Below are 23882 nucleotides of genomic sequence, written 5' to 3'. Positions count from 1 at the left end.
GGCAAGGCGGGAAAACTGAGGGGCGTTATCTTATATCAAATGATGCTGGGCTTCACGGCCCAATCGCCGGCAAGCCGGCCCTCACCGGTCCTGCACGCATCCGAACAAAACACGTTGTGTGCAAGCCGGCTTGCCGGTGATGGCCGGCAGGTCGGCCTGCACGCCCTGAAGCCTAGTGTGTCTCGGCAGCCTTATCTGCGGCCTTCTCTTCAGGCTTGGGCAGTGATGATAGAAGCGCCATCACCAACGCGGCCAGGTAGGGCAGCGACTGCACCAACAGCATGGCGACCCAGAAGCGCATGTCCGAGCTCGGCAAGCCCTGCACCAGATAGATCCCGGCTGCAGCGCCCCACAACAGCAGCATGATGAACAGTTCCTCCCGCGCTTCGGAAATCGCCACCAGCAAGCCATGGCTGTCGGCATGCTTCGGTGTGCGGATGAACGGCATGCTGCTGGTGAAGAACCCGTACAGCACGGCCTTGGCGATGGTGTGCGACAACGCCAGCCCGGCCAGCGCAGCCGCCAAGGCATCCTTGAGGTTGACCCCCACGGCGCGGCGATACAGGAACACGATCTTGCCGACCTTGAAGAAGAACAGCGCCAGTGGCGGGATGGCGAAGATCATCAGCGGCGGGTCCACCCGGTGCGGCACGATGATCATGGCGGCAGACCACAACAAGGCCCCCACCGTGAAGAAGATGTTCATGCCGTCGGCAATCCACGGCAGCCAGCCGGCCAGGAAGTGGTAACGCTGGCCCCGGGTCAATTCGCTGCCTTTGCCGCGCAGCAGGGCCGCGGCGTGGTGCTTGATGATCTGGATGGCGCCATAGGCCCAGCGGAAGCGCTGTTTCTTGAAGTCGATGAAGGTGTCAGGCATCAGGCCCTTGCCATAGCTGTTGTGGGCGTAGGCCGCCGACAGGCCCTTCTCGAACACCCGCAGGCCCAGTTCGGCATCCTCGCAAATGCACCACTCGGCCCAGCCCAGTTCGTCCAGCACGCTGCGCCGGGTCATGGTCATGGTGCCGTGCTGGATGATCGCATCGCGGTCATTGCGGGTGACCATGCCGATGTGGAAGAAGCCCTTGTACTCGCTGTAGCACAGCTTCTTGAAGGCGCTCTCGTGCTGGTCGCGGTAGTCCTGCGGCGACTGCACCACGGCGATCTTCGGATCGGCGAAATGCGGCACCATGTGCTTGAGCCAGTTGCGGTCTACACAGTAGTCCGAGTCGATCACCGCGATCACTTCAGCATCCTTGGCCGTGAGCGGGAGCAGGTAGTTGAGCGCGCCGCCCTTGAAACCAGCCAGGGGGGCGACGTGGAAGAAACGGAAGCGCTCGCCGAGCTGTTCACAATGGGCCTTGAGAGGCTCCCACACCGCCGGGTCCTTGGTGTTGTTGTCGATGACCAGCACTTCGTAATCTGGATAATCCAGCGCAGCCAGGGCATCGAGGGTCTGTTTGACCATTTCCGGCGGTTCGTTGTAGCACGGCACATGCACTGACACTTTCGGTCGGTAGGCACTGTCGCCTTGCACCGGCAGGAATTCGCGCCGCCGCTTGTGAGTCCATACCGCTTCGGCCAGCTCGTGGGCTTCGGTCAGCAGCACGATGAACACGCCCAGTGCGCCGAGGGCCAGAAGCACGCCGACCGTAAGGCTGAACCAGGTGCTGTACTGCTGGCTGTAGTCGTAGGCGATCCACACCAGCACCGACCCGCACAGGAAGGTGATGAAGGTCAGGAAGGTGCGTCCACGCTGACGCAGGGCCGAGCCATCGATGAACAGCACCATCAATGCGATCATCGCCAGCACCACCGAGGCCACTGCCAGGGCTCGCCATTGGGGAATGGCGACCACGGGGCCTTCGAAGTTGAATTTCTGCTGGCGTTCGGCGTTGAACACACCCCAGTAGGCCCCGACCGAGCCTTCATCACTGGCTTTCCAGGGTTGGTCGTAAGCTTCGATCACAAAATAGTTGAAGCCACGTCGATTGAGCGTATTGACCAAGGTGCGCAGGTAAATCGCCTGGTCGGCCTGGGTGGCATCGGCACCGCCGCGCATCCGGCCATTGCTTGGCCAGCCCACTTCCGAGAGCAGCAGCGGCTTGCGGGGGAACTGGTGTTTCAACTCGCGGGCACGGTCGAGGACGAACTCGACCGAGTCTTTCATGGGCACGAATTCCCAATAGGGCAGGATGTGGGCGGCGATCAGGTCCACGTGCTTGGCCAGCTGCGGGTTCTGTTTCCAGATGTGCCACTGCTCGCTGGTGGTCACCGGCACTTTCACGGCCGCGCGCACACGGTCCAGGTACCGGATGAGGTTTTCCGTCGTCACTTCCTCGCGGAACAACGCCTCGTTGCCGACCACCACCCGTACCACGCTGCGCGAGGTGTTAGCCAGTTCGATGGCTGTGGCGATCTCGCGCTCGTTGCGCTCCAGGTCCGGGCTGATCCAGATGCCCACCGTGACCCGCAAGCCGAATTCCTCGGCCAGCTTGGGTATGTGCGCCTGAGTGCCTTCGACGGTGTAGATACGGATGCTGTCGGTGAGCTTGCTCATCTGCTCCAGGTCCTGACGCATCTCGTTGTCGTCCGGGTACTGACCCTTCTGCGGGCTTTCACCCAGGCGAAACGGCGAATAGGAAAAGCCGGAGATCTGTTCGGGCCAGGCCGGTGCCGATACCGGGCGATTGATCAGCGCCCAGAAACCGGTGAACAGCGCCGCGATGGCCAGGACCACTACCAGGTTCAGGCCGAATTTACGTGAAGACATTGTCGTCCATAAGTGTCGAAGTGTTACGACATTAAAGCAGGGTTAAGGTGTCTTTCCTAACCGTGCAGGCCATGGCCTGGCTGGCCTATAATGCGCGCCGGTTTTTTGAGGTACTGACATGAGCACAGAAGATCCACGGTTTGCAGGGGTGGCCCGCCTGTATGGCGACCAGGGCTTGCAGCGCCTGCAACAGGCCCATGTTGGCATCGTCGGGATTGGCGGGGTGGGCTCATGGGTGGCCGAAGCCCTGGCCCGCTCGGGGGTGGGTGAGGTCACCTTGTTCGACCTGGACGATGTGTGCGTGAGCAATACCAACCGTCAGGCCCACGCGCTGGAAGGGCAGGTGGGCCGGCCCAAGGTCGAGGTGATGGCCGAGCGCCTGCGGGCCATCAACCCGGCGTGCAAGGTGCATGCAGTGGCCGATTTCGTCACCCGCGAGACCATGGCCGAGTACATCACTGAACAGTTCGACTACGTGGTGGACTGCATCGACAGCGTGATGGCCAAGGCAGCCCTGATCGCCTGGTGCCGGCGGCGCAAGATCGGCATCGTCACCACCGGTGGTGCAGGTGGCCAGATCGATCCGACCCAGATCCAGATCGCGGACTTGAACAAGACCTTCAACGACCCGCTGGCCTCACGGGTGCGCTCGACCCTGCGCCGCGACTACAACTTCTCGCGCAATGTCAGCCGTAACTATGGCGTGCCCTGTGTGTTTTCCAGTGAGCAGCTGCGTTATCCCAAGGGGGATGGCAGCGTGTGCCTGCAGAAGAGTTTTGTGGGTGAGGGCGTGCGGCTGGACTGCTCCGGCGGCTTTGGCGCGGTGATGATGGTGACGGCCACCTTCGGCATGGTGGCCGCCAGTAAAGCTGTGGAGAAGCTGGTAGCAGGTGCCAGGCGGCCTTCGGAGCGTGTCCGGCCAGCGTGAGTGCGTGCTGGCATCACCGCCCCGATGCCAGCACCGCCATGCGCTGCACCACGGCATGCAAGCCGTTGCTGCGTGAGGGCGACAACTGGCGCTCAAGGCCCAGTTGCCCGAACCAGTCCTGTACGTCCAGCGCTAGCAGCGCCTCACTGTTCAAGCCCTGCACCCTCACCAGCAGCAGCGCCAGCAGACCGCGCAGCAGGCGTGCATCGCTGCTGGCCTTGAATTGCCAGTGGCCGTCCACGGCATCGGCCACCAGCCAGACCAGGCTTTCGCACCCGTGCACGCGATTGGCCTCGGTTTTCTCGGCTTCGGCCAGCGGTTCCAGCCGTTCCCCCCACTGCATCAACAGCCGCGCACGCTGCTCCCAGCCCTTGCTCTGCGCAAAGGCCTCCAGTGCCTGATGGGCTTGGGCCGGCAAGGTCATCGCAGCAGCTCCAGCGCCTGATCCAGCGCCTCGAAGAAACGTTGCAGGTCGGCCTGATCATTGTAGAGGCCCAGCGACACGCGGATCGCCCCGTCCAGGCCCAACCCCTGGAGCAGTGGCATCGCACAGTGATGGCCTGCCCGCACGGCGATGCCCTGCTCGGTGAGCAGGTGCGCGATGTCGGCGTTGTGCACGCCTTTCACGACAAAGCTGGCCAACGCGCACTGCGGCAGGCCTAGCAGGCGAATGCCTTCGCGTTGCGTGAGGCCCTCGATCAGCCGGGCATGCAAGCCGGCCTCGTGAGCCAGCACCGCCGCCGTGTCCAGGCCCGCGAGGTAATCGAGCGTAGCGCCAAGGCCGATCACCCCGGCGATGGGCGGGGTGCCAGCTTCCAGGCCCAGTGGCGCCGGCCTGAAGCTCGCGCGCTGGTACTCGGCCAGTTGCACCATCTCCCCGCCAAACTGCCAATGGCGCAGCAGGCCCAGCGCCTGATTGCGCCCGTACAGCACGCCCACCCCGTCCGGCCCGTACAGCTTGTGGCTGGAGAACACGTAGAAGTCGCACCCCAGTTGCTGCATGTCCTGGCGCCCATGCACCACACCCTGGGCGCCGTCCACCACCGTCAGAGCACCCTGTGCGCGGGCATGGGCGAGCAGGGCCGGCAGCGGCTGCCAGGTGCCCAGCACGTTGGACAGCTGGCTGACGGCGAGCACACGAGTGCGTGGCCCGATCATCTGCAGCGCTCGCTCCAGGTCGATGAAGCCGCGCGTATCGACCGGCAATATCACCAGGCGCAGGTTGCGCCGGTGTGCCAGCTGCTGCCAGGGCAGCAAGTTGGCATGGTGTTCAAGGGCGCTGATGGCGATCTCGTCGCCGGCCTCGAAGCGAGACTCCAGGCCATAGGCCAGCAGGTTCAGCGCAGCCGTGGCGCCGTGGGTGAACACGATCTGCCCGGTCTGGCCGACATTCAACCAGCGGGCAACCTTGTCGCGGCTGGCTTCGAAGGCCTCGGTCGCCCTTGCGCCAGGCAGGTGCTGGGCACGGTGGACATTGGCCGCGCCGTTGCCATAGTAATGGCCCAGGGCCTCGAGCAGCGCCTGGGGTTTCTGGGCGGTCGCGGCGCTGTCCAGATAGGTCTGGTGCTGGCTTTGCAGGGCGTCGATGGCAGGAAAATCGGCACGCCAGGGGGAGGGCTGGAACATATTCGCGGGGCCTGGAATGAAAATCGGGTCTGGCGTGGAGGCGCCAGACCCGATCTTAACACTTCATACCCGGCGGGGGTTTCAGTTGTGTGCGTGCAAGGCTTCGTTCAGCTCGATGGCTGACTTGTGGGTCTTGCACTCGACGGCGCCATTGAGCGAATTGCGGCGGAACAACAGGTCGGCCTGGCCAGCCAGGTCGCGTGCCTTGACGACCTTGACCAGTTCGTTGTGCTCATCCAGCAGGTTCACCTTGGTCCCGGCGGTGATGTACAGACCCGCTTCAACAGTATTGCGATCACCCAGCGGGATGCCGATACCGGCGTTGGCACCGATCAGGCAGCCTTCGCCCACCTTGATAACGATGTTGCCGCCACCGGACAGGGTTCCCATGGTCGAGCAGCCGCCACCGAGGTCCGAGCCCTTGCCGACGAAGACGCCGGCCGAAACACGCCCTTCGATCATGCCTGGGCCTTCGGTGCCGGCGTTAAAGTTGACGAAGCCTTCGTGCATGATGGTGGTGCCTTCGCCGATGTGGGCGCCCAGGCGTACCCGTGCAGTGTCGGCGATGCGCACGCCGGCCGGGACCACGTAGTCGGTCATCTTCGGGAACTTGTCCACCGAGAACACTTCCAGCAGCTCACCACGCAGGCGCGCTTCGAGTTGCAGCTCGGCGAGCTCGGCCAGGTCCACGGCACCGATGTTGGTCCAGGCCACGTTTGGCAGCAGGGGGAAGATACCGGCCAGGCTCACGCCGTGCGGCTTGACCAGGCGATGGGACAGCAGGTGCAGTTTGAGGTACGCCTCGGGCGTGGAGGCCAGGGTGGCGTCTTCGGCCAGCAGGGTGGCTACCAACGGTTTTTGGCTTTCTGCCAGGCGCGTGAGCAGGGCGGCTTGAGCGGCATCGACGCTTCTGACGGCGTCGGCCAGTTGCGCGGCCTGGGCGTTGCTGAAGGTGATGGCCTGGTTGCCACCTTCATAGCCAAGGATCGGTGCGATGGCAGCGACCAACTCGGGGCTCGGGTCGATCAGGGGCTGTGCGTAGAACACTTCCAGCCAGGCGCCCTGGCGGTTCTGGGAGCCGACACCGAAGGCCAGGCTGAACAGGGAATTGGACATGTAGTTACCTCGTACTAAATGGGGTAGGGACTCAGGCCAGGGCTGCGGCGTACAGGTCGGGCTTGAAACCCACCAGCGTGCGCGTACCCAGGTCGAGTACCGGGCGCTTGATCATCGAAGGCTGGGCCAGCATGAGCTCGACGGCCTTGGCCTGGTCGAGATCGGCTTTGCTGGCGTCGTCCAGCTTGCGGAACGTGGTGCCGGCGCGGTTGAGGATGGTTTCCCAGCCGTGCTCGTCGCACCAGCGGTTCAGGCTGTCACGGTCGATGCCTTGAGTCTTGTAGTCATGGAATTCGTAGGCGATGGCCTGGTCGTCGAGCCAGGTACGAGCCTTTTTCATGGTGTCGCAGGCTTTGATGCCGTAGAGCGTGTAGGTCATTGTGTGCATCGGGGATACGTGTCGCCCCAATCTCTCCATTTCCGAATGTCAGTCGCGCGATTATGCGATAACCCTTCGCACGGCGCCACGGGCGGTTGACCCGAACGGGCGGGGTTGCTGCTGCATACTCCTGCTGCCGCTCTGCCTAGGCAGGAACGTGCGCCCAATTGCACCCAACCACCAGTCATTGCCCAATCCCGGCTGAACCCTTGGGTGTCAGGTGTATCTTCATGTTACACATTAGTTCGCCACCTGCGACCTTGGTGCAGCGGCCAGGCAAGCTTGTCACCCGTTACCATGCTGATCCAGGTTTACGTTTTGTCCTCGTGCACGGGGCCGTTTGAAGAAGGAAGACCCACTGGATGCAGTCCGCCTATACCGTCCTTATCCTGCTGATGCTGGTCAGCGTGTCGAAATTGGTCGGCCGCCTCATTCCCCTGCCTCTGCCGCTGGTACAGATCGCCGCTGGCGCTTTGCTGGCCTGGCCGACCCTCGGGCTGCATGTCGCCCTGAACCCCGAGCTGTTTTTGTTCCTGTTTTTGCCGCCGCTGTTGTTCGCCGATGGCTGGCGCATTCCCAAGCGCGAGTTGTGGCGCATTCGGGGCCCGGTGGTGGCCCTGGCGGTGGGGTTGGTGCTGTTTACCGTGGTCGGTGCGGGCTATTTCATCCACTGGCTGCTGCCGAGCATCCCGTTGCCGGTAGCATTCGCGCTGGCAGCCGTATTGTCGCCGACCGACGCGGTGGCCGTTTCGGCCATTACCCAGGACCGCCTGCCTACGCCATTGATGCACATGCTCCAGGGTGAGGCGTTGATGAACGATGCTTCGGGCCTGGTCACATTCAAGTTCGCCCTGGCTGCCGCCATTACCGGTGTGTTTTCACTGACCGACGCCAGCTTCAGCTTCGCACTGGTAGCGCTCGGCGGCCTGGCTGTGGGGGTGGCGCTGAGTTGGCTGGTCGGCCGCCTGCGTGCCTGGATGATCGGCCGCGGCTGGGACGACCCGGCTACCCATGTGGTGTTCATGCTGCTGCTGCCGTTCGCGGCCTATGTGGTGGCCGAGCGCCTCGGGGTATCGGGCATCCTCTCGGCAGTGGCGGCTGGCATGATGCAGAGCTGGCTCGACCTGCTGCCACGCCAGACCAGTACCCGCCTGCTCAATCGCAGCGTGTGGTCGCTGCTGGAGTTCGCGTTCAACGGCTTGATTTTCCTGCTGCTGGGCTTGCAACTGCCCGACATCGTCAAGGCGGTGGTCAGCCATGAAACCACGCTGTGGCCGACCCTGGCCTGGCGCTGCCTGGACGTGGTCGCCATCTTCGCGACGCTGATCTTGCTGCGGTTCATCTGGGTGCAGAGCATCTGGCGCCTGGTGGGGGTTCTACGCCGCTGGCGGGGCAGGCCTGCGCTGGTGATGTTGCCCACCGCGCGCTCGTGCTGGCTGCTCACGCTGGGCGGTGTGAGAGGGGCTGTCACCCTGGCAGGTGTGATGTCGATCCCGTTGCTGATTGGGGCGGGCAAGGCGTTTCCAGAACGCGACCTGCTGATCTTCATTGCCGCCGGTGTCATCCTGCTGTCGTTGATCAGCGCCTGTGTCGCGTTGCCGCTTTTGCTGCGCGGGGTGAGCAAAAGCCCTGACGAGCGCATGCAGCAAGAGGTACATGAGGCCTGGCGACGCACCGCTGAGGCTGCGATTCACGCCTTGGAGGCCGAGGAGGTGGTCGATGCCAACGCCCCGCAGGATGCCGCCCAGGCCACACTGGCCACGGAGTTGAAAGCTCGGCTGATGGCCGAGTATCGCGATCAGCTGGACCGGCACAACGACAGCGAAGAGGCCAGGGCCCTGGCCGAGCAAATGGACCTGCTCGAGCGCCGCCTGCGCTTGCGTGCGCTGCGGGCCCAGCGCCTGGAACTGTACAACCTGCACCGCCAGCACCTGCTCGGTGACGAGGTGGTGCGGCATGTGCTGGGCGAGTTGGACATGAGCGAGGCTAACCTGGGCCAGGTCAAGTGAGCTGGCCCCGTCTCGCGTAAAGGCTTCAGCGCGCGTGCATGAACGCGCGAATTCGCTCGGCTGCCTCGATGCATTCGGACAGTGGGGCGACCAGTGCCATGCGCACGCGTCCGGCGCCGGGATTTACCTCATCCACTTCACGGGACAGGTACGAGCCTGGTACCACGGTCACGTGCTCGGCCTCGAACAGATCGCGCGTGAAGTCGACATCGCTACCCGGTACCTTGGCCCACAGGTAGAAACTGCCGTCCGGGCGTTGCACGTCCAGTACCGGTTCAAGGACAGCCAGCACGGCGTCGTACTTGGCGCGGTACTGGTCGCGGTTGGCGCGCACATGCGCCTCGTCCTCCCAGGCGGCGATGCTGGCCAGCTGTGTCTGCACCGGCATGGCGCAGCCATGGTAGGTGCGGTACAGCAGGAACGGCTTGATGATGTCGGCATCGCCGGCGACGAAGCCCGAGCGCAGACCCGGCAGGTTCGAACGCTTGGACAGGCTGTGGAATACCACGCAGCGCTTGAAATCGCGACGTCCCAGCTCCGCGCAGGCCGTCAGCAGCCCCGGGGGCGGTGCATCTTCATCGAAATACAACTCGCTGTAGCATTCGTCGGCGGCGATCACAAAGTCGTGCGCATCGGCCAGCGCGATCAACTTCTTCAAGGTGTCCATCGGCACCAGGGCGCCGGTGGGGTTGCCGGGTGAACACAGGAACAGGACCTGGCAACGGGCCCAGACGTGGTCGGGCACCGCGTCGAAGTCGGGGTTGAAGCCATTGCTTTCCAGGCATGGCAGGTAATGCGGGGTGGCGCCGGCCAGCAGCGCAGCCCCTTCATAGATCTGGTAGAACGGGTTGGGGCTCAACACCAGGCCATCGGCATCACGGTCGACCACCGCCTGGGTAAAGGCGAACAGCGCTTCGCGGGTGCCGTTCACGGGCAGGATATGACGTTCGGCATCCAGCCAACCAGCCGGCACGCCAAAGCGTCGCTCGCACCACTGCCCGATGGCCTGGCGCAAGGCAGGCAGGCCCAGGGTGCTGGGGTATACCGCCAGCTTGTCGAGATTGTCGGCCATCGCTTGGGCCACGAAGGGTGGCGAGGCGTGCTTGGGCTCGCCGATCGACAGGGCAATGGCGCGCTTGTCAGCAGCGGGTGTAACGCTACCCAGCAGGGCACGCAGCTTTTCGAAAGGGTAGGGCTGAAGCTGGCTCAAGGCAGGATTCATTGGCGCAAGGTCTCGTCAATCATGTCGTCAAAAGGTCACGCGGGCAGGGCTGGCGCTGGCCTGCCCTGCTTGCAGTTGTTGCACGATGGCTTCCTGCAGGCGGCTGCACAGTTGCGGGTCGGACAGTGGCTGGTTGTCGGCATCGGTGATGAAGAACACGTCCTCCACCCGCTCGCCCAAGGTGGCAATCTTGGCGTTCTGCAACGACAGGTCGAACTCCAGGAAGATGCGCCCCAGCCGCGCCAGCAGGCCCGGCCGGTCGGGCGCGGTGATTTCGAGAATGGTCACCGGGCGCTGGGCGTCGTTGAGGATGGTCACCTGCGGCGGGAAGTCGAAGTGCTTGAGTTGGCGCGGCACCCGACGCTGGATGATCGTGGGGTAGTCCTCGGGGTTGCGCAGGGCCTCGGTCAGGCCGTCGCGAATCTGCCTGACCCGTTGCGGGTTGTCGCCGATCGCACCACCGTCGTTATCCAGCACGATGTAGGTGTCCAGGGTGAACTGGCTGCTGGAGGTGATGATGCGGGCGTCGTGGATGTTCAGGTTCAACTGCGACATGGCCGCCACCGTCACGGCGAAGAAATCGTGCTGGTCAGGGGCATAGATGAAGATCTGGGTCCCGCCTTCGAATTCGCGCTGGGTGGTTTCCTTGATCAACACCAGCGGGCCGCCGTCAGCCGGCTGTTGCAGGATGGCGTCGGTGTGCCAGGCTACGTCGGAGGCGGTGTGTTTGAGGAAGTAATCATCCCCCAGCTGAGACCACAACTGCTCCACGTCATCCGGGTCGGTGCCTTCGCGCACCAGCGTGTCCAGTGCCGAGGACTGGGTCTGGCGAATCTGCTCCTCACGATCGAGCGGGTTTTCAAGCCCACGGCGCAGGGCACGCTTGGTCTCGGTGTACAACTGGCGCAACAGGCTGGCTCGCCACGAATTCCACAAGGTGGGGTTGGTGGCGTTGATATCCGCCACTGTCAGCACATAGAGGTAGTCCAGCCGCGTTTCGTCCCCTACGTGCAGGGCGAAGTCGTTGATCACTTGCGGGTCGGACAAGTCCTTGCGCTGGGCAGTGGTGGACATGACCAGGTGGTTCTGCACCAGCCAGGCGATCAACCGGCTGTCCCAGGCAGGGAGCTGGTGGCGCTCGCAGAACTTGAGGGCATCGACCGCGCCGAGTTCGGAGTGATCGCCCTGACGGCCCTTGCCAATGTCGTGGTAGAGCCCGGCCAGGTAGATCAGCTCAGGCTTGGGCAAGCGGCCCATGAGCTTGCTGGCCAGCGGGAATTTCTCCGACACCGGCGTGTACTGCAACTTGCGCAGGTGCTTGATCAGGTTGAGGGTGTGGGCATCGACGGTATAGATGTGGAACAGGTCATGCTGCATCTGCCCGACGATCAGCCCGAACTCCGGCAGGTAGCGCCCGAGGATGCCGTACCGGTTCATGCGCCGCAGGTTGCGATGAATACCGATTTCACACTTGAACAGCTCGATGAACAAACTGGTGTTGCGGATATCGTTGCGGAAGGTGTCGTCGATCAGGTGCCGATGCTCGCGCAGCAGGCGTACCGTATCGGCACGCACGCCCTTGATTTCCGGGTGCTGGGCCATCAGCACGAACATCTCCAGCATGGCGAACGGCGTGCGCTTGAACACGTTCGGGCGCACGGCCTCGATGTAGCCGTCATGCAGGCGGAAGCGTGCATTGAGCGGTTGGGTGGTGCCGCTGTCGTCGTCGGCGAGAATGACTTCCTCAAAATGCTGGATGATCAGGTCGCACAATTGACTGATGCTCATCACCACCCGGTAGTACTGCTGCATGAACTGCTCAATGGCACGCTTGGGGTTTTCGTCGCTGTAGCCCAGCAGGGCGGCGATGCTGCGCTGGTGGTCGAACAGCAGGCGGTCCTCGGCACGGCCGGCGAGCATGTGCAGGGCGTAACGCACCCGCCACAGGAAGTCCTGGGAGGAGGCCAGGAGCGCGTTCTCGCTTTCCAGCAGGAAGCCTTCGCCGGCCAGGGCATGCAGGTTCAGGGTGCCGTACTGGCGGCGCGCCACCCACAGCACGGTCTGGATGTCCCGCAGCCCGCCAGGCGAACCCTTGACGTTGGGCTCGAGGTTGTACTCGGTGTCGTTGTACTTGTGGTGACGCGCCTGCAGCTCGGCGCGCTTGGCCAGGAAGAACTCGCGGCTCGGCCACATGTGCGCCGTGCTGGTGACCTCGAGCATGCGCTGGCGCAGGGCTTCCGGGCCGGCGATGGTGCGGCTCTCCATCATGTTGGTGATGATGGTGAGGTCGGCGCGGGCCTGTTCGGCACACTCGTCGACGGTGCGCACGCTCTGGCCGACCTCCAGGCCGATGTCCCACAGCAGGGTCAGAAAGCGCTCGATGGCGTCGCGATACCGCTCATGCTCGGCATCACCCAGCAGGATGAGCAGGTCGATGTCCGAGTGCGGGTGAAGCTCACCACGCCCGTAGCCGCCGACCGCCACCAGGGAAATGCCGTCCTGCGCGCCCCAGTCGAACTGGTTCCAGGCCTGCTGCAGGACGTTGTCCACCAGCCAGGCCCGGGCCTGGATCAGTGGGCGGATGGCGTGGCCTGCGCGAAAGCGTCTGTCCAGCACCTCGCCCGCCTGGCGAATGGCCTTCTTGAAGGCGGGTATGGGGCTGGCCTTGAGGGCCAGTTCCGCCTGGAACTGACCACGGTCGAACAGTTCGGGGTCGAGCTGGGGCATGGGGTCAGGTTCCTGTCATCGAAGGCTGCTAGGGTGGCTCAGGCCGAAGTGCGGGCGATGGTGTCGTCCTTGCGCAGGGTGAAGATCTCGTACCCGGTCGCCGTGACCACCAGGGTATGCTCCCACTGCGCCGAGAGCTTGCGGTCCTTGGTGATCGCGGTCCAGCCATCGCCCAGCACCTTGGTGTCGGCCTTGCCCTGGTTGATCATCGGCTCGATGGTGAAGGTCATGCCTTCCTTGAGTTCCATGCCAGTGCCGGCGCGGCCGTAATGGAGGATCTGCGGCTCTTCGTGGAACACCTTGCCGATGCCATGACCGCAGAACTCGCGCACCACCGAGAAGCCGTTCTTCTCGGCGTGCTTCTGGATGACTTCGCCGATGTCGCCCAGGCGGCAGCCCGGCTTGACCAGCTCGATGGCCTTGTACAGGCATTCCTGGGTGACCTGGGACAGGCGCTCGGCCCATACCGGCACGGTGCCGACGTGGAACATGCGGCTGGTGTCGCCGTGGTAGCCGTCCTTGATCACCGTGATGTCGATGTTCAGGGTATCGCCATTTTTCAGGGGCTTGTCATTGGGGATACCGTGACAGACCACGTGGTTGATGGACGTGCAGATCGACTTTGGGTAGCCCTTGTAGTTGAGCGGCGCCGGGATGGCCTGCTGGACGTTGACGATGTAGTCGTGGCACAGGCGATCGAGCTCTTCGGTGGTGACACCGGGCTTGACATGCTCCTCGATCATTTCCAGCACTTCGGCCGCCAGGCGGCCGGCGATGCGCATCTTCTCGATGTCTTCTGCAGTCTTGATGGTGACGGTCATTACAGGCTCTCTACTCGGCGCCGCAGGCGGCGCGTTCAAATCGGGAAAGGCGTCATTCTATCAGAGGTGCGGGCTCGTAGCGGCACGCTGCCCTTGCAAAGGCATCCCTCCAACCGCCCTGGCCGTGCGCTGGCGCCCATGCCCTGCCGTCCGGCGATTGGGGGGTGAGTTTCGTGTTTTGTTTACGCGCAGCCTGTGGTATAACATGCGCCGCTTTCGGAGCCAGCTCCGTCTGCATCCAAACCCACACACGTGTCGACACGATGGCCTGGGTGCCCCGAGCTTCAGGGTTCGCGGGTTGGTCATTGGGATACGTGGAGGCCCAACCCGACTTATCAAGGAACTATCATGTCCCAAGTCAACATGCGCGATATGCTGAAGGCCGGTGTGCACTTCGGCCACCAGACCCGTTACTGGAACCCGAAAATGGGCAAGTACATTTTCGGTGCGCGCAACAAGATCCACATCGTCAACCTGGAAAAAACCCTGCCGATGTTCAACGACGCTCTGTCGTTCGTAGAGCGCCTGGCCCAGGGCAAGAACAAGATCCTGTTCGTCGGCACCAAGCGTTCCGCCGGCAAGATCGTCGCCGAGCAAGCTGCTCGCTGCGGTTCGCCGTACGTTGACCACCGTTGGTTGGGCGGCATGCTGACCAACTACAAGACCATCCGTGCTTCGATCAAGCGTCTGCGCGACCTGGAAACTCAGGCCGAAGATGGCACCTTTGCCAAGCTGACCAAGAAAGAAGCCCTGATGCGCTCCCGCGATCTGGAAAAACTGGACCGCAGCCTGGGCGGCATCAAGGACATGGGCGGTCTGCCTGACGCTCTGTTCGTCATCGACGTTGATCACGAGCGCATCGCGATCACCGAAGCCAACAAACTGGGTATCCCGGTCATTGGTGTTGTCGATACCAACAGCAGCCCGGAAGGTGTTGACTACATCATCCCAGGTAACGATGACGCCATTCGCGCTATCGAGCTGTACATGACTTCCATGGCTGACGCTGTCATCCGTGGCCGCAACAATGTTGCTGGCGGCACCGAAGTCTACGCTGAAGAAGCGGCTGCACCTGCTGCCGAGTAATAGACGCTAGCGTCGACTTGGCACGCGAAAAGGGGGCTATGCCCCCTTTTTGCCACCTTGAAATCCTGCTGTCGACAGCCGTCCCTTCCATGGGCATGCAGGCACAGACAGCGGATTAGCAGAATTGAACGCCCGTCACAAACGGGTGGAATGGTTGAAAAACTTTCCAAGAGGATTTTGAAATGGCAGCAATTACTGCAGCGCTGGTCAAAGAACTGCGCGAGCGTACCGGCGAAGGCATGATGGATTGCAAGAAAGCCCTGGAAAAGGCTGGCGGCGACATCGAAAAAGCCATTGACGACATGCGTGCCTCGGGCGCCATCAAGGCCGCCAAGAAGGCTGGCAACGTGGCTGCCGAAGGCGCGATCGCCGTCAAGACCGACGGCAAGGCCGCCGTACTGCTGGAAGTGAACTCGCAGACCGACTTCCTGGCCCTGCAAGACGACTTCAAGAACTTCGTCGCCGAAAGCCTGGAAGAAGCCTTCGCCCAGAAGCTGACCGACGCCGCTCCGCTGATCGCCTCGCGTGAAGCTGCCCGTGAAGCCCTGGTCGCCAAGTGCGGCGAAAACGTCAACATCCGTCGCCTGGTGCGCGTGGAAGGCGACGTAGTCGGCGCCTACCTGCACGGCAACAAGATCGGTGCTGTCGTTGTCCTGAAAGGCGGTGACGTCGAGCTGGCCAAGAACATCGCCATGCACGTTGCAGCGTCCAACCCCGAGTTCCTGGACTCGTCGGAAATCTCCGCCGAAGCCATCGAGCGCGAGAAGGGTGTCTTCCTGCAGCTGAACGCCGACAAGATCGCCGGCAAGCCGGAAAACATCGTTGAAAACATGATCAACGGCCGCATCACCAAGTTCAAGGCTGAAGCCTCGCTCAAAGAGCAGGCGTTCGTCATGAACCCGGAAGTCAAGGTCGGCGAACTGGCTAAGAAAGCCGGTGCTGAAATCGTTTCCTTCACCTACTTCAAGGTTGGCGAAGGCATCGAGAAGCCAGTCGACGACTTCGCTGCTGAAGTTGCCGCACAGGTTGCTGCTGCCAAGCAGTAAGACAGCCCCGTCTGTCGCCCCAAAGAGGCTGCCCGCTCACGCGCGCAGCCTCTTTGTCAAAGCGGCGAGGCGTTTACACAACGCTGCCGCCGCTGGCGCCGAAACGGTGCCACGCTACAGTTAGCAGGCTGCAAACAGCCCGCACGAATTTTCTACAGTACGCCGCAGGAGAGACTCGCAATGGCTCAGCAGGTGAGTGGTCGCCAACCTCGCTATAAACGCATTTTGCTCAAACTTAGCGGCGAGGCCCTGATGGGCTCCGAAGACTTCGGGATCGACCCGAAGGTGCTCGATCGCATGGCCCTGGAAGTCGGGCAGCTGGTCGGTATCGGTGTGCAGGTCGGCCTGGTCATCGGTGGTGGCAACCTGTTCCGAGGGGCCGCACTGAGCGCCGCCGGCATGGATCGCGTCACCGGCGACCACATGGGGATGCTGGCCACCGTGATGAACGCCCTGGCCATGCGCGATGCGCTGGAGCGCTCGAACATCCCGGCACTGGTCATGTCGGCCATCTCCATGGTAGGCGTCACCGATCACTATGACCGTCGCAAAGCGATTCGCCACCTCAACTCCGGGGATGTGGTAATTTTCTCCGCCGGTACCGGCAACCCGTTCTTTACCACCGACTCGGCAGCCTGCCTGCGGGCCATCGAAATCGATGCCGACGTGGTGCTCAAGGCGACCAAGGTCGATGGTGTGTACACTGCCGATCCATTCAAGGACCCGCATGCCGAGAAGTTCGATCGCCTGACCTATGACGAGGTCCTGGATCGTAAGCTCGGCGTGATGGACTTGACCGCAATCTGCCTGTGCCGTGACCACGGCATGCCATTGCGGGTATTCAACATGAACAAGCCAGGCGCTCTGCTGAACATCGTGGTGGGCGGCGCTGAAGGCACTCTGATCGAGGAAGGCCAAGCATGATCAACGACATCAAGAAAGACGCGCAGGAGCGCATGACCAAGTCCATCGAGGCCCTGGGCCGCAACCTGGCGGCCATCCGCACCGGTCGCGCGCACCCAAGCATTCTGGACAGCGTCAAGGTCACTGCCTGGGGTAGCGAGATGCCGCTGAACCAGGTCGCTGCGATCAGCGTCGAGGACGCGCGCACCCTGAAGATCGTCGCTCACGACAAGAACCTGAGCGCTGCTATCGAGAAGGCCATCCTGACCTCCGACCTCGGCCTCAACCCATCGAGCGCCGGCACCACCATCCGTGTGCCGATGCCTGCCCTGACCGAAGAAACCCGCAAGGGCTACACCAAGCAGGCCAGCGGCGTTGCCGAAGACGCCAAGGTCGCCGTGCGCAACGTGCGTCGTGACGCCCTGGCGGACTTGAAGAAGCTGACCAAGGACAAGGCCATCAGCGAAGACGAAGAGCGCCGCGCCGCCGATGACATCCAGAAGCTGACGGACAAGTTCGTCGCCGAGGTGGATGCAGCCTTCAAAGCCAAGGAAAAGGACCTGATGGCCGTCTAAGGCCAGGTTTTTTTTAATGGAAAAGACCAAGCCAGCGGTGCCTCCCTCGGTGCCGCGTCACGTCGCGATCATCATGGACGGCAACAACCGCTGGGCGAAACGACGCTTGTTGCCTGGCGTTGCCGGGCACAAGGCGGGTGTCGATGCCGTGCGTGCAGTCATCGAAGTCTGCGCCGAGGCCGGCGTCGAAGTGCTGACCCTCTTTGCCTTCTCCAGTGAGAACTGGCAGCGCCCTGCCGATGAGGTCGGTGCGTTGATGGAGTTGTTCTTCTCGGCGCTGCGCCGCGAGGCGCGTCGCTTGAACGACAACAACATCAGCCTGCGCATCATCGGTGACCGCTCCCGCTTTCACCCGGAACTGCAGGCTGCCATGCGCGAAGCCGAGGCGCTGACCGCAGGCAATAGCCGTTTCATCCTGCAGATCGCCGCCAACTACGGTGGGCAGTGGGACATCGCCCAGGCCGCGCAGCGGCTGGCGCGTGAAGTCCAGGCTGGCCATCTGCGCCCCGATGACATCACCCCAGGGTTGTTGCAGACGTGCCTTGCGACCGGCGAGCAGCCTTTGCCGGACTTGTGCATCCGTACCGGTGGCGAGCATCGCATCAGCAATTTCCTGTTGTGGCAACTGGCCTACGCCGAGTTGTATTTCTCCGACCTTTACTGGCCGGACTTCAAACACGAAGCCATGCGCAGTGCATTGGCTGATTTCGCTTCGCGCCAGCGCCGCTTTGGTAAGACCAGCGAGCAGGTCGAGGCTGGAGCGCGTGCTTAATGCTTAAACAACGCATCATTACCGCGCTGATCCTGTTGCCGATAGCGCTGGGCGGGTTCTTCCTGCTCGAGGGGGGCAACTTCGCCCTGTTCATCGGCCTGGTGGTAACGCTCGGCGCCTGGGAGTGGGCGCGTTTGGCGGGGTTGATGGCTCAGCCGCTGCGTGTCGCCTATGCCCTGGTCGTCGCTGGGGCATTGATGCTGCTGTACATCCTCCCGGAACTGGCCCCCTGGGTGCTTGGGGCGGCCGTCATCTGGTGGGGGCTGGCCACCTGGCTGGTGCTGACCTACCCGCGCACCAGCGAACTGTGGGCCAGTGCCGCCTGCCGGCTGTTGATCGGCCTGCTGGTGTTGCTGCCGGCCTGGCAAGGCCTGGTGCTGCTCAAGCACTGGCCGCTGGGTAACTGGCTGATCCTGTCGGTCATGGCTTTGGTCTGGGCGGCCGACATCGGTGCGTACTTTTCCGGCAGGGCCTTCGGCAAGCGCAAGCTGGCGCCGCAGGTCAGCCCTGGCAAGAGCTGGGAAGGCGTCTACGGCGGGTTGGCGGTCAGCCTGGTGATCACCCTGGTGGTGGGTATCAGTCGTGACTGGAGCTTCGGTCAGCTACTGCTCGGCCTGGCAGGCGCTGCACTGGTGGTGATGGCCTCGGTGATCGGAGACCTGACCGAAAGCATGTTCAAGCGCCGCTCGGGCATCAAGGACAGCAGCAACCTACTACCCGGCCACGGTGGCGTGCTCGACCGCATCGACAGCCTGACGGCGGCCATTCCATTGTTCGCCGTGCTGTTGTGGGCGGCCGAATGGGGTGTGATGTGAGCCAGGTGCAACGCATTACCGTACTTGGGGCGACCGGCTCCATCGGCCTGAGCACCCTGGACGTGATCGCCCGCCATCCTGAGCGCTATCAGGCCTTCGCCTTGACCGGCTACACGCGCATCGAGGAGCTGTTGGCCCTGTGCGTGCGGCATCGCCCGGCCTATGCCGTGGTGCCGAGCGCTGAGGCGGCGGGGCGCCTGCGTGCGGGCCTGAAGGCGGCAGGGTGCGCTACCGAAGTGCTGGAAGGCGAGGCCGGGTTGTGCCAGGTAGCCTGTGCTAGTGAAGTGGATGCGGTCATGGCCGCCATCGTCGGCGCGGCAGGCCTGCGGCCGACCTTGGCGGCCGTACAGGCCGGCAAGAAAGTGCTGCTGGCCAACAAGGAAGCGCTGGTCATGTCCGGCGCCCTGTTCATGGACGCCGTGCGCCAGTCGGGTGCGGTGTTGCTGCCCATCGACAGCGAGCACAACGCCATCTTCCAGTGCATGCCCAGCGACTACGGGCGCGGGTTGAGCGCTGTGGGGGTGCGCCGCATTCTGCTGACGGCCTCGGGTGGGCCGTTCCGTCAGACATCGACCGAGGCCTTGCTGGACGTCACACCTGAACAGGCGTGCGCCCACCCGAACTGGTCGATGGGGCGCAAGATTTCCGTCGACTCGGCGAGCATGATGAACAAGGGCCTGGAGTTGATCGAGGCCTGCTGGCTGTTCGATGCGCCGCCAAGCCTGGTCGAGGTGGTGGTGCACCCGCAAAGCGTGATCCACTCGCTGGTCGATTACGTCGACGGTTCGGTGCTGGCGCAGTTGGGTAATCCGGACATGCGTACCCCCATCGCCAATGCGCTGGCCTGGCCGGAGCGAATCGATTCCGGGGTGGCCCCGCTGGACCTGTTCAGCATTGCTCGCCTGGATTTCGAGGCGCCCGATGAGCAGCGTTTCCCCTGTCTGCGCCTGGCGCGACAGGCGGCGCAGGTGGGCAACAGCGCCCCTGCCGTGCTCAATGCGGCCAACGAAATGGCGGTGCAGACGTTCCTCCAGGGCCGTATCCGCTTCCCGGAGATCGCGAGTATGATCGAACAGGTACTGGACCAGGAGCCCGTGGTGCCGCTGACTTCGCTGGAGGCAGTGTTTGCCGCCGACCAGCGAGCGCGCGAGCTGGCCTGGGCCTGGCTGCACCGCAACGGCCGCTGAGGCTGGCTGGCCCGGTTATCGACAACAGCACCCCCACTGACCCATTGCTCATCATTCGGAGATGGACATGACAGCGCTCTACATGATTATTGGTACGCTCGTCGCCTTGGGTGTGCTGGTCACCTTCCACGAGTTCGGCCACTTCTGGGTGGCGCGTCGCTGTGGCGTGAAAGTGCTGCGTTTCTCGGTGGGCTTCGGTACGCCGCTGGTGCGCTGGCATGATCGTCAGGGTACCGAGTTCGTCATCGCAGCCATTCCGCTGGGCGGCTACGTGAAGATGCTCGACGAGCGCGAAGGCGATGTGCCCCCTGCGCTGGTGGGCCAATCGTTCAATCGCAAGCCGGTCGGCCAGCGCATCGCGATCGTTGCCGCCGGGCCGGTCGCCAACTTCCTGCTGGCCATCTTCTTCTTCTGGGTATTGGCAATGCTTGGCAGCCAGCAGATCCGGCCGGTCATCGGCACCGTCGAGACGGGTAGCCTGGCGGCGGCTGCAGGGCTGACGGCCGGCCAGGAGATCGTCTCGGTGGACGGCAAGCCGACCAACGGCTGGTCGGCAGTCAATCTGCAGTTGGTGCGCCGCCTGGGTGAGAGTGGCACGCTGAACATCGGTGTGCGCGATGAGGGCAGCAGTGCCGAGCAACAGCGCCAGGTGAAACTCGACCAGTGGTTGAAAGGTGCCGATGAGCCTGATCCGATTCGCTCGCTGGGCCTTGAACCCTGGCGCCCGGCCATCGTGCCGGTGCTGGCCGAGATCGATCCCAAGGGGCCGGCCGCGGCTGCAGGCTTGAAAACCGGTGACCGGTTGCTGGGCGTCGGCGGCCAGTCGGTGAGCGAATGGCAGCAGGTGGTCGATAGCGTGCGCGCGCGGCCCGGCGCCCAGGTGGTAGTGCGTCTGGAGCGTGACGGTGCGCCGCTGGACATACCGGTGACGCTGGGCGCGAAGGGCGAAGGTGAGGCCGCTGCAGGCTACCTGGGAGCGGGCGTCAAGGGCGGTCAATGGCCGGCCTCGATGCTGCGCGAAGTCAGCTATGGGCCGGTGGAGGCGGTGGGTGAAGGCCTGTCGCGCACCTGGAACATGAGCGTGCTCACGCTCCAGTCACTGAAGAAAATGCTGTTCGGTGAGCTCTCGGTAAAAAACTTGAGTGGACCGATAACCATTGCTAAAGTGGCGGGCGCTTCAGCCCAGTCCGGCGTGGGGGAGTTCCTGAATTTCCTGGCCTACCTGAGCATAAGCCTGGGGGTTCTTAACCTGCTGCCCATCCCGGTACTGGATGGGGGGCACTTGCTGTTCTACCTGGTTGAATGGGCGCGCGGTCGTCCGTTGTCTGATCGGGTACAAGGTTGGGGGGTCCAGATCGGTATCAGTTTGGTCTTGGGGGTGATGCTGCTCGCCCTGATCAACGATCTGGGTCGACTATAAAAGCTTCGCTCAATTGCGAAACCTGTCGTTCATGACGGCAGGTTGTTTATTGCCAGTTGGAATAAAAGGACTTCATGAAACGTCTGTTGCTAACTGCGGTGCTCTCCGCACTGATGATCGCTGAAGTTCACGCCGAGTCCTTCACCATCTCCGATATCCGCGTCAACGGCCTGCAGCGGGTTTCCGCGGGCAGTGTCTTCGGTGCCTTGCCCCTCAATGTGGGCGACCAGGCCGATGACCGGCGCCTGGTGGAGTCGACCCGCTCGCTGTTCAAGACCGGGTTTTTCCAGGACATCGAGCTGAACCGTGATGGCAACGTGCTGATCATCAATGTGGTCGAGCGCCCGTCGGTGTCGAGCATCGAGATCGAAGGCAACAAGGCGATCAGTACCGAAGACCTGATGAAGGGCCTGAAGCAATCGGGCTTGGCCGAAGGCGAGATCTTCCAGCGTGCCACCCTCGAAGGCGTGCGTAACGAGCTGCAGCGCCAGTACGTGGCCCAGGGCCGTTACTCGGCCGAGGTCGACGCCGAGGTGGTGCCGCAGCCGCGCAACCGTGTGGCCCTGAAGATCAAGATCAACGAAGGCACCGTCGCTGCCATCCAGCACATCAACATCGTTGGCAACAACGTGTTCGATGACGACACCCTGGGGCAGCTGTTCGAGCTCAAGACGACTAACTGGTTGTCCTTCTTCAAGAACGACGACAAGTATGCCCGTGAAAAACTGTCCGGTGACCTGGAACGTCTGCGTTCCTACTACCTGGACCGCGGCTACATCAACATGGACATCGCGTCCACCCAGGTGTCCATCACGCCTGACAAGAAGCACGTCTACATCACCGTCAACATCAACGAAGGCGAGAAATACACCGTCCGTGACGTGAAGCTCTCCGGTGACCTCAAGGTGCCGGAAGACCAGATCAAGTCGCTGCTGCTGGTGCAGCCGGGCCAGGTGTTCTCGCGCAAGGTGATGACCAGCACGTCCGAGCTGATCACCCGTCGCCTGGGTAACGAAGGCTATACCTTCGCCAACGTCAACGGCGTGCCTCAGCCAAACGACCAGGATCACACCGTGGACATCATGTTCGTGGTCGATCCGGGCAAGCGTGCCTACGTCAACCGCATCAACTACCGCGGCAACACCAAGACCGAAGACGAAGTGCTGCGCCGCGAAATGCGTCAGATGGAAGGCGGCTGGGCATCGACCTACCTGATCGACCAATCCAAGACCCGCCTTGAGCGCCTGGGCTTTTTCAAGGACGTGAACGTCGAGACCCCGCCGGTACCGGGTACCGACGACCAGGTCGACGTGAACTACAGCGTCGAGGAGCAGGCCTCCGGTTCGATCACCGCCAGCGTCGGCTTTGCCCAGAGCGCAGGCCTGATCCTGGGTGGCTCGATCAGCCAGAGCAACTTCCTGGGTACCGGTAACAAGGTGTCCGTTGGCCTGACCCGGTCCGAGTACCAGTCGCGATACAACTTCGGTTTCGTTGATCCCTACTTCACTGCCGATGGCGTGAGCCTGGGTTACAACGCCTTCTACCGCAGCACCGACTATGACGACCTCGACGTCGACGTGGCGAGCTATGCGGTGGACAGCCTGGGTGCCGGTGTGAGCCTGGGTTACCCGATCAGCGAGACGTCGCGCCTGACCTATGGGTTGAGCGTGCAGCAGGACAAGCTGAAGACGGGTAAGTACACCGTCGGTGAGATCTTTGATTTCATTGACAAGGAAGGCAGTAACTTCACCAACTTCAAAGCATCGATTGGTTGGTCCGAGTCGACCTTGAACAAGGGTGTACTGGCGACGCGGGGCCATTCTCAAAGCTTGAGCCTTGAGACCACGATCCCTGGTAGTGACTTGTCGTTCTACAAGCTCGATTACCGCGGCCAGTTGTTCAAGCCACTCAGCCAGAACTACACCTTGCGTCTGCACACAGAACTCGGCTATGGCGATGGCTTTGGGGGTACCTCTGGCTTGCCGTTCTATGAAAACTATTACGCGGGTGGTTTCAACTCTGTTCGCGGTTTCAAGGACAGTAGCCTCGGTCCCCGCAGTACTCCAAGTAAAGGGGTTGGCGAAGTTGGTCACAGACCAGGCACCATCCGCGACCCCGACCAAGACCCGCTTCCATTCGGTGGCAACGTCCTGGTTCAAGGCGGCGTCGAGTTGCTGTTCCCGCTGCCGTTCGTCAAGGACCAGCGGTCCCTGCGTACCTCGGTCTTCTGGGACGTGGGTAACGTATTCGACACCAACTGCGGTAAAAAACCGGACTGCGCTAAGGTCGGTTTCTCCGACATGGCCAGTTCGGTCGGTCTTGGCGTGACGTGGATCACGGCCTTGGGCCCGTTGAGCTTCAGCCTGGCGATGCCGATCAAGAAGCCGGACGAGGCAGACACCCAGGTGTTCCAATTCTCTCTGGGCCAGACCTTCTAAGGTCGGCCCTTGCTTAACGACAACGGTTTATCCAGGAGTTCA

General features: G+C 62.8%; 19 protein-coding genes. 11 read left to right on the top strand and 8 right to left on the bottom strand.

The window, feature by feature from the left end:
* Nucleotides 1–172: 172 nt before the first annotated feature.
* Nucleotides 173–2770: a glycosyltransferase gene (locus ACF8E5_RS16315; RefSeq protein WP_058639530.1), complete on the bottom strand. Its 2598-nt coding sequence runs from the start codon at nucleotides 2768–2770 to the stop codon at nucleotides 173–175.
* A gap of 118 nt (nucleotides 2771–2888) precedes the next feature.
* Between ACF8E5_RS16315 and tcdA the strand changes: the two genes are divergently transcribed.
* Nucleotides 2889–3698 (top strand): tRNA cyclic N6-threonylcarbamoyladenosine(37) synthase TcdA, encoded by an 810-nt coding sequence (gene tcdA / locus ACF8E5_RS16310; protein ID WP_058639529.1) that lies wholly within the window; start codon nucleotides 2889–2891, stop codon nucleotides 3696–3698.
* Nucleotides 3699–3711: 13 nt separating this feature from the next.
* On the opposite strand, the gene ACF8E5_RS16305 is transcribed toward tcdA, so the two are convergent.
* From ACF8E5_RS16305 to ACF8E5_RS16290, 4 genes are all read right to left on the bottom strand, one after another.
* Complete coding sequence (locus ACF8E5_RS16305) at nucleotides 3712–4122, bottom strand: SufE family protein (protein WP_058639528.1); 411 nt, start codon at nucleotides 4120–4122, stop codon at nucleotides 3712–3714.
* The gene (locus tag ACF8E5_RS16300; protein WP_196185616.1) at nucleotides 4119–5324 is read right to left on the bottom strand and encodes an aminotransferase class V-fold PLP-dependent enzyme; all 1206 of its coding nucleotides are present in this window, start codon (nucleotides 5322–5324) and stop codon (nucleotides 4119–4121) included. The genes ACF8E5_RS16305 and ACF8E5_RS16300 overlap by 4 nt, the downstream gene beginning before the upstream one ends.
* 81 nt (nucleotides 5325–5405) lie before the next feature.
* The gene (gene dapD / locus ACF8E5_RS16295; RefSeq protein ID WP_078478990.1) at nucleotides 5406–6440 is read right to left on the bottom strand and encodes a 2,3,4,5-tetrahydropyridine-2,6-dicarboxylate N-succinyltransferase; all 1035 of its coding nucleotides are present in this window, start codon (nucleotides 6438–6440) and stop codon (nucleotides 5406–5408) included.
* Between the two features lie 31 nt (nucleotides 6441–6471).
* Nucleotides 6472–6819 carry an ArsC family reductase gene (locus ACF8E5_RS16290; protein ID WP_167339266.1) on the bottom strand — a complete coding sequence of 116 codons (348 nt, stop codon included), beginning with the start codon at nucleotides 6817–6819 and terminating at the stop codon, nucleotides 6472–6474.
* Nucleotides 6820–7181: 362 nt separating this feature from the next.
* Here ACF8E5_RS16290 and ACF8E5_RS16285 point away from each other — a divergent pair, with 362 nt between their 5' ends.
* Nucleotides 7182–8828 carry a Na+/H+ antiporter gene (locus ACF8E5_RS16285; RefSeq protein ID WP_078478989.1) on the top strand — a complete coding sequence of 549 codons (1647 nt, stop codon included), beginning with the start codon at nucleotides 7182–7184 and terminating at the stop codon, nucleotides 8826–8828.
* Between the two features lie 25 nt (nucleotides 8829–8853).
* On the opposite strand, the gene dapC is transcribed toward ACF8E5_RS16285, so the two are convergent.
* Genes dapC through map form a run of 3 tightly spaced genes read right to left on the bottom strand, consistent with a single transcriptional unit; the run spans nucleotide 8854 to nucleotide 13598 of the window.
* Complete coding sequence (gene dapC, locus ACF8E5_RS16280; protein ID WP_392475537.1) at nucleotides 8854–10050, bottom strand: succinyldiaminopimelate transaminase; 1197 nt, start codon at nucleotides 10048–10050, stop codon at nucleotides 8854–8856.
* Nucleotides 10051–10077: 27 nt separating this feature from the next.
* Nucleotides 10078–12777: a [protein-PII] uridylyltransferase gene (locus tag ACF8E5_RS16275; RefSeq protein ID WP_392475536.1), complete on the bottom strand. Its 2700-nt coding sequence runs from the start codon at nucleotides 12775–12777 to the stop codon at nucleotides 10078–10080.
* 38 nt (nucleotides 12778–12815) lie between these two features.
* Nucleotides 12816–13598 (bottom strand): type I methionyl aminopeptidase, encoded by a 783-nt coding sequence (gene map, locus ACF8E5_RS16270; protein WP_182138999.1) that lies wholly within the window; start codon nucleotides 13596–13598, stop codon nucleotides 12816–12818.
* Nucleotides 13599–13946: 348 nt separating this feature from the next.
* On the opposite strand from map, the gene rpsB reads away from it, so the two are divergent.
* The 9 genes from rpsB (at nucleotide 13947) to bamA (ending at nucleotide 23840) form a co-directional block, all read left to right on the top strand.
* Nucleotides 13947–14684: a 30S ribosomal protein S2 gene (rpsB, locus tag ACF8E5_RS16265; protein ID WP_003252287.1), complete on the top strand. Its 738-nt coding sequence runs from the start codon at nucleotides 13947–13949 to the stop codon at nucleotides 14682–14684.
* A 182-nt stretch (nucleotides 14685–14866) separates the two neighbouring features.
* Nucleotides 14867–15730, top strand: a complete 864-nt coding sequence (tsf, locus tag ACF8E5_RS16260; RefSeq protein ID WP_058603722.1) for a translation elongation factor Ts — start codon at nucleotides 14867–14869, stop codon at nucleotides 15728–15730.
* A 180-nt stretch (nucleotides 15731–15910) separates the two neighbouring features.
* Entirely contained in the window at nucleotides 15911–16654 is a 744-nt protein-coding gene (gene pyrH, locus ACF8E5_RS16255; protein ID WP_023534028.1) for a UMP kinase, read from the top strand.
* Complete coding sequence (frr, locus tag ACF8E5_RS16250; RefSeq protein WP_058639521.1) at nucleotides 16651–17208, top strand: ribosome recycling factor; 558 nt, start codon at nucleotides 16651–16653, stop codon at nucleotides 17206–17208. The genes pyrH and frr overlap by 4 nt, the downstream gene beginning before the upstream one ends.
* Nucleotides 17209–17224: 16 nt before the next feature.
* Complete coding sequence (gene uppS, locus ACF8E5_RS16245) at nucleotides 17225–17980, top strand: polyprenyl diphosphate synthase (protein WP_027913873.1); 756 nt, start codon at nucleotides 17225–17227, stop codon at nucleotides 17978–17980.
* Nucleotides 17980–18795: a phosphatidate cytidylyltransferase gene (locus ACF8E5_RS16240; RefSeq protein WP_058603721.1), complete on the top strand. Its 816-nt coding sequence runs from the start codon at nucleotides 17980–17982 to the stop codon at nucleotides 18793–18795. Before uppS ends, ACF8E5_RS16240 begins: the two co-directional genes overlap by 1 nt.
* Nucleotides 18792–19982: a 1-deoxy-D-xylulose-5-phosphate reductoisomerase gene (gene ispC, locus ACF8E5_RS16235; protein ID WP_392475535.1), complete on the top strand. Its 1191-nt coding sequence runs from the start codon at nucleotides 18792–18794 to the stop codon at nucleotides 19980–19982. The genes ACF8E5_RS16240 and ispC overlap by 4 nt, the downstream gene beginning before the upstream one ends.
* A 67-nt stretch (nucleotides 19983–20049) precedes the next feature.
* On the top strand, nucleotides 20050–21402 hold the full coding sequence (rseP, locus tag ACF8E5_RS16230; protein WP_392475534.1) for an RIP metalloprotease RseP: 1353 nt from the start codon (nucleotides 20050–20052) through the stop codon (nucleotides 21400–21402).
* Nucleotides 21403–21476: 74 nt separating this feature from the next.
* A complete protein-coding gene (bamA, locus tag ACF8E5_RS16225) occupies nucleotides 21477–23840 on the top strand; it encodes an outer membrane protein assembly factor BamA (RefSeq protein WP_196185621.1) in 2364 nt (787 codons plus the stop codon).
* The last annotated feature ends 42 nt before the right edge of the window (nucleotides 23841–23882 follow it).

The organism is Pseudomonas sp. WSY_20 (assembly GCF_043104335.1).
In the GTDB taxonomy this organism is placed as follows: domain Bacteria; phylum Pseudomonadota; class Gammaproteobacteria; order Pseudomonadales; family Pseudomonadaceae; genus Aquipseudomonas; species Aquipseudomonas parafulva_B.
This window is presented reverse-complemented; position numbering and strand designations above follow the sequence as displayed.

Excerpts from the sequence above, each read along its gene's own strand:
- uppS (WP_027913873.1), top strand. The coding sequence starts at position 17,225 with ATGGAAAAGACCAAGCCAGCGGTGCCTCCCTCGGTGCCGCGTCACGTC.
- bamA (WP_196185621.1), top strand. The coding sequence starts at position 21,477 with ATGAAACGTCTGTTGCTAACTGCGGTGCTCTCCGCACTGATGATCGCT.
- ACF8E5_RS16290 (WP_167339266.1), bottom strand. The coding sequence starts at position 6,819 with ATGACCTACACGCTCTACGGCATCAAAGCCTGCGACACCATGAAAAAG.
- map (WP_182138999.1), bottom strand. The coding sequence starts at position 13,598 with ATGACCGTCACCATCAAGACTGCAGAAGACATCGAGAAGATGCGCATC.
- ACF8E5_RS16285 (WP_078478989.1), top strand. The coding sequence starts at position 7,182 with ATGCAGTCCGCCTATACCGTCCTTATCCTGCTGATGCTGGTCAGCGTG.
- ACF8E5_RS16275 (WP_392475536.1), bottom strand. The coding sequence starts at position 12,777 with ATGCCCCAGCTCGACCCCGAACTGTTCGACCGTGGTCAGTTCCAGGCG.
- tsf (WP_058603722.1), top strand. The coding sequence starts at position 14,867 with ATGGCAGCAATTACTGCAGCGCTGGTCAAAGAACTGCGCGAGCGTACC.
- dapC (WP_392475537.1), bottom strand. The coding sequence starts at position 10,050 with ATGAATCCTGCCTTGAGCCAGCTTCAGCCCTACCCTTTCGAAAAGCTG.
- dapD (WP_078478990.1), bottom strand. The coding sequence starts at position 6,440 with ATGTCCAATTCCCTGTTCAGCCTGGCCTTCGGTGTCGGCTCCCAGAAC.
- frr (WP_058639521.1), top strand. The coding sequence starts at position 16,651 with ATGATCAACGACATCAAGAAAGACGCGCAGGAGCGCATGACCAAGTCC.
- ACF8E5_RS16305 (WP_058639528.1), bottom strand. The coding sequence starts at position 4,122 with ATGACCTTGCCGGCCCAAGCCCATCAGGCACTGGAGGCCTTTGCGCAG.
- ACF8E5_RS16315 (WP_058639530.1), bottom strand. The coding sequence starts at position 2,770 with ATGTCTTCACGTAAATTCGGCCTGAACCTGGTAGTGGTCCTGGCCATC.
- pyrH (WP_023534028.1), top strand. The coding sequence starts at position 15,911 with ATGGCTCAGCAGGTGAGTGGTCGCCAACCTCGCTATAAACGCATTTTG.
- tcdA (WP_058639529.1), top strand. The coding sequence starts at position 2,889 with ATGAGCACAGAAGATCCACGGTTTGCAGGGGTGGCCCGCCTGTATGGC.
- ACF8E5_RS16240 (WP_058603721.1), top strand. The coding sequence starts at position 17,980 with ATGCTTAAACAACGCATCATTACCGCGCTGATCCTGTTGCCGATAGCG.
- rseP (WP_392475534.1), top strand. The coding sequence starts at position 20,050 with ATGACAGCGCTCTACATGATTATTGGTACGCTCGTCGCCTTGGGTGTG.
- ACF8E5_RS16300 (WP_196185616.1), bottom strand. The coding sequence starts at position 5,324 with ATGTTCCAGCCCTCCCCCTGGCGTGCCGATTTTCCTGCCATCGACGCC.
- rpsB (WP_003252287.1), top strand. The coding sequence starts at position 13,947 with ATGTCCCAAGTCAACATGCGCGATATGCTGAAGGCCGGTGTGCACTTC.